At 68.3% G+C, this 7,665-nt stretch carries 8 protein-coding genes and 1 pseudogene; 7 read left to right on the top strand and 2 right to left on the bottom strand.

The window, feature by feature from the left end:
* Positions 1-345 (top strand): annotated as a pseudogene (locus Q0Z66_RS11585) (hypothetical protein); the annotation flags it as partial.
* A 2-nt stretch (positions 346-347) separates the two neighbouring features.
* Here Q0Z66_RS11585 and Q0Z66_RS11580 read toward each other — a convergent pair.
* Entirely contained in the window at positions 348-749 is a 402-nt protein-coding gene (locus tag Q0Z66_RS11580; protein ID WP_298041290.1) for a phage holin family protein, read from the bottom strand.
* Between Q0Z66_RS11580 and Q0Z66_RS11575 the strand changes: the two genes are divergently transcribed.
* From Q0Z66_RS11575 to Q0Z66_RS11555, 5 genes are read left to right on the top strand one after another with little or no spacing between them, the layout of a single operon-like run.
* The gene (locus tag Q0Z66_RS11575; RefSeq protein WP_298041285.1) at positions 748-1,260 is read left to right on the top strand and encodes a Fic family protein; all 513 of its coding nucleotides are present in this window, start codon (positions 748-750) and stop codon (positions 1,258-1,260) included. The genes Q0Z66_RS11580 and Q0Z66_RS11575 overlap by 2 nt on opposite strands.
* Positions 1,261-1,290: 30 nt before the next feature.
* A complete protein-coding gene (locus tag Q0Z66_RS11570) occupies positions 1,291-2,379 on the top strand; it encodes a histidinol-phosphate transaminase (protein WP_298041292.1) in 1,089 nt (362 codons plus the stop codon).
* A 30-nt stretch (positions 2,380-2,409) separates the two neighbouring features.
* Complete coding sequence (pdhA, locus tag Q0Z66_RS11565) at positions 2,410-3,549, top strand: pyruvate dehydrogenase (acetyl-transferring) E1 component subunit alpha (protein ID WP_298041283.1); 1,140 nt, start codon at positions 2,410-2,412, stop codon at positions 3,547-3,549.
* Positions 3,549-4,529 (top strand): alpha-ketoacid dehydrogenase subunit beta, encoded by a 981-nt coding sequence (locus Q0Z66_RS11560; protein ID WP_298041281.1) that lies wholly within the window; start codon positions 3,549-3,551, stop codon positions 4,527-4,529. Before pdhA ends, Q0Z66_RS11560 begins: the two co-directional genes overlap by 1 nt.
* Positions 4,530-4,579: 50 nt before the next feature.
* A complete protein-coding gene (locus Q0Z66_RS11555; RefSeq protein ID WP_298041279.1) occupies positions 4,580-5,935 on the top strand; it encodes a dihydrolipoamide acetyltransferase family protein in 1,356 nt (451 codons plus the stop codon).
* An 18-nt stretch (positions 5,936-5,953) separates the two neighbouring features.
* Here Q0Z66_RS11555 and Q0Z66_RS11550 read toward each other — a convergent pair whose 3' ends face one another.
* Positions 5,954-6,664, bottom strand: coding sequence for a 1-acyl-sn-glycerol-3-phosphate acyltransferase (locus Q0Z66_RS11550; protein WP_298041276.1), 711 nt, complete (start codon positions 6,662-6,664; stop codon positions 5,954-5,956).
* A gap of 72 nt (positions 6,665-6,736) precedes the next feature.
* Between Q0Z66_RS11550 and Q0Z66_RS11545 the strand changes: the two genes are divergently transcribed.
* Positions 6,737-7,665, top strand: a 929-nt coding sequence (locus Q0Z66_RS11545; protein ID WP_298041273.1) for a zinc ABC transporter substrate-binding protein, incomplete at its 3' end; no start/stop codon positions are given.

Genomic DNA, 7,665 nt, shown 5'->3' with positions numbered 1-7,665 from the left:
GGGCTGCAGGTGACGGCGGGCAGCCCCGTGCATCCGACCCTCGAACCCGGTCAGCAGATCATCGAGCTGCGCCATACCGACGACATGGTCAGCGCGCTCGCCGGCGGCGGTTCCCCCGGCGGCAGCGGCTCAGCGGACAGCATGGTCGTCACGCGCGTCGGCGATCCACTGCCCGGGGTGCAGGATCTCGCGCTGAAGACGCACTGGCTCGGCGACTACATCGATACGGCAGCGCTCCTGGATGCCTCGGATGATCCGCGCATGGCGAGCATGGAGCAGTACTGGAAGGAGCTGGCCGAGGCCGAGAGCGTCGTCTCGACCGAGTACGTGGCCGAGCGCGGATGAGGTCAGCGGCGGCGCTTCTTCTTCTGCGGGCGCAGGATCGCGCCGAAGACGGCGTTGATGATCGCGATGATGATCGCGGCGACGACACCCCACCAGAAGTCGCCGACGCTCAGTCCCCAGCCCAGTCCCGAGGTGATCCACGCGGTCAGCCACAGCAGGAACCCGTTCACGATGAGCGAGATGAGCCCGAAGGTCAGCAGGTACAGGGGGAAGGCGACGATCTTGATGACCGTGCCGATGATCGAGTTCACCAGGGCGAAGATCGCGGCGACGGCGAGATAGGTCAGCAGGAGCTGCAGGTCACCGGCGGGGTCGAAGGCGGTCATGCCCACCTGCAGCATCGGGATCAGCGTCACCACCCAGAGGGCGAAGGCGTTGACGACGACTTTGATGATGAAGCGCATGGTCCGTTCAGTCTCGCACGCTCCACCGGTCAGCGATTCGGCGAACTCGATCGCCCTCTCTGTCGGTGGCTCCGTCAACCGTGAAGTCATGATGGCTGAATCGGCGACTCACGTAGAGCTCTACACTGCTCCCGATGGTGCGACGATCCTGGAGATCCGCGCGGATGCGGAAACGGTATGGCTGACCAGGCAGCAGCTCGCCGCAGTCATCGGTGCGATCTATCAGGGGCTCGCTGGTGCAGACCTGTATCCGACCGCAGAAGAGAAGGCCGCGAATCTGCTGTATCTGATCGTCAAAGATCACCCTCTCTCAGACGGTAACAAACGCAGTGCGGCAGCGTTGTTCGTCACATTCCTCAGCAAGAACGGTCTGCTTGATGGCGGGCGTGGCATCGCCATCAACAACAGTGCGCTCGCCGCGATCACGCTCCTGGTGGCGATGAGCGATCCGAAGGAGAAAGAGCTGATGATCGCGTTGGACAGCAGGATGATCTCTGAACCACTGATCTGACCGTCGAGAGGACCCGCTCGTAGACTGACCATCGTGACTGAGCCGATTCTTCCCCGCATGCGTCCCGAGATCATGGCGCTCGCGCCGTACCGTCAGGGAAAGCAGGCGGGCGCCGATGCCTTCAAGCTGTCCAGCAACGAGAATCCCTTCGATCCGCTGCCCGCGGTGCTCGCGGCGCTGGAGAAGACGACGCCGGTCAACCGGTACCCGGATGCGACGGCCGGCCGCCTGCGCGATGCCCTCGGCGCGCGCTACGGCGTCACCGCCGACCAGGTGCACGTCGCCAGCGGCAGTGTCGCGATCCTCTACCAGCTGGTGCAGGCCGCGGCATCAGTCGGTGATGAGGTGGTCTACGCCTGGCGGTCCTTCGAGGCCTACCCCGGACTTGTGCTGGTCGCCGGGGCGACCGGCGTGCAGGTGCCGCTGACGGCGGAGGGCGGTCACGACCTCGACGCGATGGCGGATGCCGTCACCGATCGCACCCGCGCGATCATCGTCTGCACGCCCAACAACCCCACGGGGCCGATCATCACCTCGGCCGACTTCGCCGCGTTCCTTGCGCGGATCCCCGCCGATGTGCTCGTCATCCTCGATGAGGCCTACGCCGAGTTCGTGACCCACGGAGACGCCGTGGACGGGCTCGCGGAGCGCGTCTACGAGAGCCACCCGAACGTCGTCGTTCTGCGCACCTTCTCGAAGGCGTACGGTTTGGCGGGGCTGCGGGTCGGTTACGCGATCGGTCAGGAGAAGGTGCTCGACGCGGCCCGGGCGACCGGCATCCCGCTGTCGGTGACATCCGCGGCGGAGGTCGCGGCCATCGCGAGCCTCGAGGACGCCGCCGAGGCCGAGCTGCGCCAGCGCGTCGCCGTCATCGTCGAGCGTCGGAACACGCTCATCAGCGCCCTGCGCGCTCAAGGCTGGGACATCCCCGAGAGCCAGTCGAACTTCGTGTGGCTGGCCACGGGCCAGCGCACCGACGAGGTCGCCGCCGCCTTCTCCGCCGCTGATGTGATCGTCCGGCCGTTCTCGGGCGATGGGATCCGTATATCCGTCGGAGAGCATGAATCGGTAGAGAAGGTACTGCAGATCGCGGAATCCGTTGTCGAGCCTCTCCAGTGATCATGGCCGCGGCTCGGATAGCGTAGAACGGTGACCTCCTCAGAGACCGATATCGTCCGCGTCCTGGAGGCGGACGGCCGCTTCGCGCCCAGCCCTGCCGCCGAGCAGTACCTGTCGCTGATCGATGCGATCAGCGACAGCGAGCTCGAGCAGTTCTACCGCGACATGGTCGAGATCCGTGCGATCGACAACCAGGCCACCAACCTGCAGCGCCAGGGCCAGCTCGCGCTCTGGCCGCCGAGCCGCGGCCAGGAGGCCGCGCAGGTCGGCTCGGCCCGCGCCGCCCGCGCCCAGGACACGCTGTTCCCCTCGTACCGTGAGCACGCGGTCACCCGCATCCGCGGCGTCGACCCCGTCGACATCATCAAGCTCATGCGCGGTGTCTCGCACGGTGGCTGGGACCCGACCGACCCGAAGAACGGCAACACGCGCCTCTACACGCTGGTGCTCGGCTCGCAGACCCTGCACGCCGCCGGATACGCCATGGGCCTGACCTTCGACGGCCGCACCGGCACCGGCGACCCCGATCGCGATGAGGCCGTCGTCGTCTACTACGGCGACGGGGCATCCAGCCAGGGCGATGTGCACGAGGCCATGGTCTTCGCCGCCAGCTACCAGGCGCCGACCGTCTTCTTCCTGCAGAACAACCAGTGGGCGATCTCCGTGCCCGTCTCGACGCAGACGCGCGTGCCCTTCGCTCAGCGCAGCGCCGGCTATGGCATCCCGAGCGTCCGCGTCGATGGCAATGATGTGCTCGCCAGCTATGCCGTCTCGCGTCTCGCGCTCGAAGAGGCGCGCGCCGGGGGCGGCCCGCGCGCCATCGAGGCCGAGACCTACCGGCTCGGCGCACACACTACGAGCGATGACCCGACCAAGTACCGCACCTCCGACGAGGAGGCCGCCTGGGCGCAGCGCGATCCGATCGCGCGCATGCGCGCGTTCCTCGAGGGCAAGGGTGCTGCGGCATCCTTCTTCGACGACGTGGACGCCTCGGCCGCCGCCGCCGCGGAAGACCTGCGCGTGCGGACACTCGCGCTGACCCCGCCGTCGGCCGACAAGATCTTCGACCACGTCTACAGCGAACCGCACCCGCTGATCGAGGAGCAGCGCGCCTGGCGCGCCCAGTACGAGGCCTCGTTCGACGAGCCGACCGACGGAGGAGCACGCTGATGGCACTCGAGACGATGCCCTTCAGCCGCGCGCTGAACGCCGGTCTTCGCCGGGCGATGGAAGACGACGCGAAGGTCCTGCTCATGGGCGAGGACATCGGCAAGCTCGGCGGAGTGTTCCGCATCACCGAGCACCTGCAGCGCGATTTCGGCGAGCATCGCGTGCTCGACACGCCCCTGGCCGAGTCCGGGATCGTCGGCACGGCGATCGGCCTCGCGATGGCGGGCTTCCGCCCGGTGATCGAGATCCAGTTCGACGGTTTCGTGTTCCCGGCGTTCGATCAGATCACCACGCAGCTCGCGAAGCTGACGAACCGGCACGAGGGCGCACTGTCGCTGCCGATCGTCATCCGCATCCCCTACGGCGGGCACATCGGTGCCGTCGAGCACCATCAGGAGAGCCCCGAGGCGTACTTCACGCACACCCCGGGCCTGCGCGTGGTGTCCCCGTCGACGCCGAACGATGCCTACTGGATGATCCAGGAGGCGATCCGCTCGAATGACCCCGTTATCTTCATGGAGCCGAAGAGCCGCTACTGGCCCAAGGGAGAGGTCGACCTCGAGAAGTCGGCGCTGCCGCTGCACGCCTCGCGCGTGGTGCGCCAGGGCACCGACGTCACGCTCGTCGGTCACGGCGCCATGGTCACGACGCTGCTGCAGGCGGCGGCGCTCGCCGAGGGCGAGGGCACGAGCTGCGAGGTCGTCGATGTGCGCTCGCTGTCTCCGGTCGATTACGGCCCCATCCTCGATTCGGCGCGCAAGACCGGCCGCATGGTCTACGCGCAGGAGGCCTCGGGCTTCACGAGTCTGGGCAGTGAGATCGCGGCCACCGTCATGGAGCGGGCGTTCTACGCGCTCGAAGCCCCGGTGCTGCGCGTCTCGGGCTATGACACCCCGTTCCCGCCCGCGAACCTCGAGGGCGCATTCCTGCCGGACGCCGATCGAATCCTCGATGCGGTCGACCGATCGATGGCCTACTGACCGATTCCGGTCGTTGCGCGAGCGCAGCGAGTCGAAATGAAGGGCACCCCATGAGCACCCAGAACTTCCCCCTCCCCGACGTCGGCGAGGGTCTCACCGAGGCCGAGATCGTCGCGTGGAAGGTCGCCCCCGGCGACACCGTGGCGATCAACGACGTCATCTGCGAGATCGAGACGGCCAAGTCGCTCGTCGAGCTGCCCTCGCCGTACGCCGGTGTGGTGGGCGAGGTGCTCGTCAACGAGGGCGCGACGGTCGAGGTCGGCACGCCGATCATCACCTTCGTCTCGGATGCTGCGCCCGCGGCCCCGGCGGCGACACCGGCTGCTCCGGCCGCCGAATCCGGCGAAGGGTCCGGTTCGGTGCTCGTCGGCTACGGCTCGGGCGCGGGGGCGAGCTCGCGTCGCCGCCGGCCCGCGGTGCGCCCGGTGCGCTCATCGGTCGGCGTGATCGCCAAGCCTCCGATCCGCAAGCTCGCCCGCGATCTGGGTGTGGATCTGGCATCCGTCACCCCTACCGGGACCGACGGCGAGGTGACCCGCGATGACGTCGTCAAGCACGCCTCTCAGGCCAGCGTCTTCCGCAACATCGAGACGCCCGAGTGGGGGAGCGTCCGCGAGGAGACCGTCCCCGCCCCGCAGAATCCGGCGATCGGGCTCGCCCGCGGCATCGCCGTCGACCAGAGCTCGTCCGCTTCGGTGAACGAGGCTGGCAGTGAGGCGATCCCCGTCAAGGGCGTGCGCAAGGCCAGCGCCTCGGCGATGGTGCGCAGCGCCTACACGGCACCGCACGTCACGGTGTGGAAGGAGGTCGACGCGACCCGCACGATGGAGCTCGTCAAGCGCTTGAAGGCCTCGCCCGACTACGCCGACATCAAGGTGTCGCCGCTGCTCATCGTCGCGCGCGCCGTGATCTGGGCCGTGCGCCGCAACCCCATGGTCAACGCCGCCTGGGTCGAGACCGAGGACGGCGCCGAGATCGCCGTGCGCCACTACGTGAACCTCGGCATCGCCGCGGCGACCCCGCGCGGGTTGCTGGTGCCGAACATCAAGGACGCGCAGGACCTCAGCATGCGCGACCTCGCCCGCGCACTGAACCGTCTGACGCTGACCGCCCGCGACGGCAAGACGCCGCCGGCCGACCAGCAGGGCGGCACCATCACGATCACGAACATCGGCGTGTTCGGGATGGACGCCGGCACGCCGATCATCAACCCCGGCGAGGCCGGGATCCTCGCGATGGGCACGATCAGCCAGAAGCCGTGGGTCGTCGACGGCGAGGTGCGTCCGCGCTACGTGACCACGGTCGCCGGATCCTTCGACCACCGCGTGATCGACGGCGACGGCATGAGCCGCTTCATCGCCGACGTCGCATCCATCCTCGAGGAGCCGGCGCTGCTGGTCGACTGATCCGCCGGCCGACGGTGCTCAGTCCCGCGAGCTCGCGTTCACGCTGCCGGAGCGCTCCTGGCCGCTGAGCGCGGCGATCGCCGCCATCATCCGTTCGGTGATCTCGCGGCGGGCCTTGCCGCCCGGCAATCCGTCGAGGTCGTCGAGATCCAGAGGGGTGCCGAAGCGCACCTCGAGGCGCGGTGCTCCGCGGCGCAGGTATCCGAAGGGCGTGGCGGTCGCAGTGGCGATCAGGCCGACGGGAACGATCGTCGCCCCGGTCTCGTGGGCCATCCATGCGGCTCCGCCGTGTCCGTCGTGCAGCCTGCCGTCGCGGGAGCGCGTCCCCTCGGGGAAGACGGCGAACACGCTGCCGGCGCGCAGGATGCTCACGCCCGCGTCGAGTGCGGCGCGGGCGTCGCGTCCGGTCGTGCGGTGCACGGGGACGCCGCCGATCGATGTGAAGAACCAGCGCTTCGCGCCTCCGAGGGGGCCGGAGTCGGTGAAGAACGACGACTTGATGAGGAACTGCACGGGCCGCGACGCCGCTGTCGGGATGACGAGGGTGTCGAGGGCTGACAGGTGGTTGCTGACGAGCAGCACCGGCCCTCCGGCGGGGATGCTCTTCTGCCCGCTGTATCGAGGCCGGTAGATCAGTCCGAAAAGCGGTCGCAGCAGCGCCCGCCCGATGAAGTAGACGGCCCCTGGTCGCGATGCGACGGCGGGGGCCGCCGGGTCAGATGCGGTCACCCGATCACACTATCCGGCACTCATCGCCCATCCGTGTTGAGAATGGTTATCATTAGCGTGTAGTGTCGAAGCATGCACAAGCCCCGCTCCCTCGTTCTGCTGGCCGCCTCCGCCCTCGTTCTGGCGGGATGCTCATCGACGACGGAGCCCGGTGCGGGCGATGACGCGGCGATCGCCGTCGTCGCGACGACCAACATCTACGGGTCCCTGGTCGAGCAGATCGGCGGCGACCGCGTGGACGTGACCTCGATCATCACCTCCGCCTCGCAGGACCCGCACTCCTATGAGGCATCCGCACGCGACCGGCTCACGGTCCAGGGCGCCGACCTCGTGATCGAGAACGGCGGCGGCTACGACTCCTTCATGGACGCCCTGCTCGAAGGGCCGGACGCCCACGTCCTCTCGGCCGTCGAGTTCTCGCATGACTTTCCCGGGAACGAGGGGCATGGGGAGGAGCATGAGGGCGAGGATGCTGGGGAGCACGATCACGCGGAAGATGACGAGCACGACCACGACGACCATGAGGGGCACGATCACATCGACGGCTTCAATGAGCACGTCTGGTTCGACCCGCACACCATGATCCACGTCGTTGCGGGGATCGCCGAGGAGCTCGGCGAGATCGACCCCGATGGCGCGTCTGAGTTCACAGCATCCGCCGATGAGATCATCTCCGAGCTCGAAGGCTTCGAGGGCGACCTCGAGGAGCTCGCCGCCTCGGCAGATGGCACAGGAGTCTTCATCACCGAACCGCTGCCCGGCTACATCGCCGCCGCGGCCGGGCTCACAGATCTCGCCCCCGACGGATTCGCCTCGGCCGTCGAAGAGGGCAGCGACGTCGCGCCGGCAACGCTTCTGCGGGCCCTCGACGCCATCGAATCCGGCGAGGTTGTGGTCGTGCTGACCAACGCGCAGACCGGAGGAGCCGAGACCGAGCGCATCGAGCAGGCGGCCGAGGCCGCCGGCATCCCGATCGTGGCGTTCACGGAGCTTCTGGAGGG

The organism is uncultured Microbacterium sp. (assembly GCF_947632095.1).
In the GTDB taxonomy this organism is placed as follows: domain Bacteria; phylum Actinomycetota; class Actinomycetes; order Actinomycetales; family Microbacteriaceae; genus Microbacterium.
The sequence above is the reverse complement of the archived record's forward strand: the minus strand, read 5'-3'. Positions and strand labels throughout refer to the sequence as shown.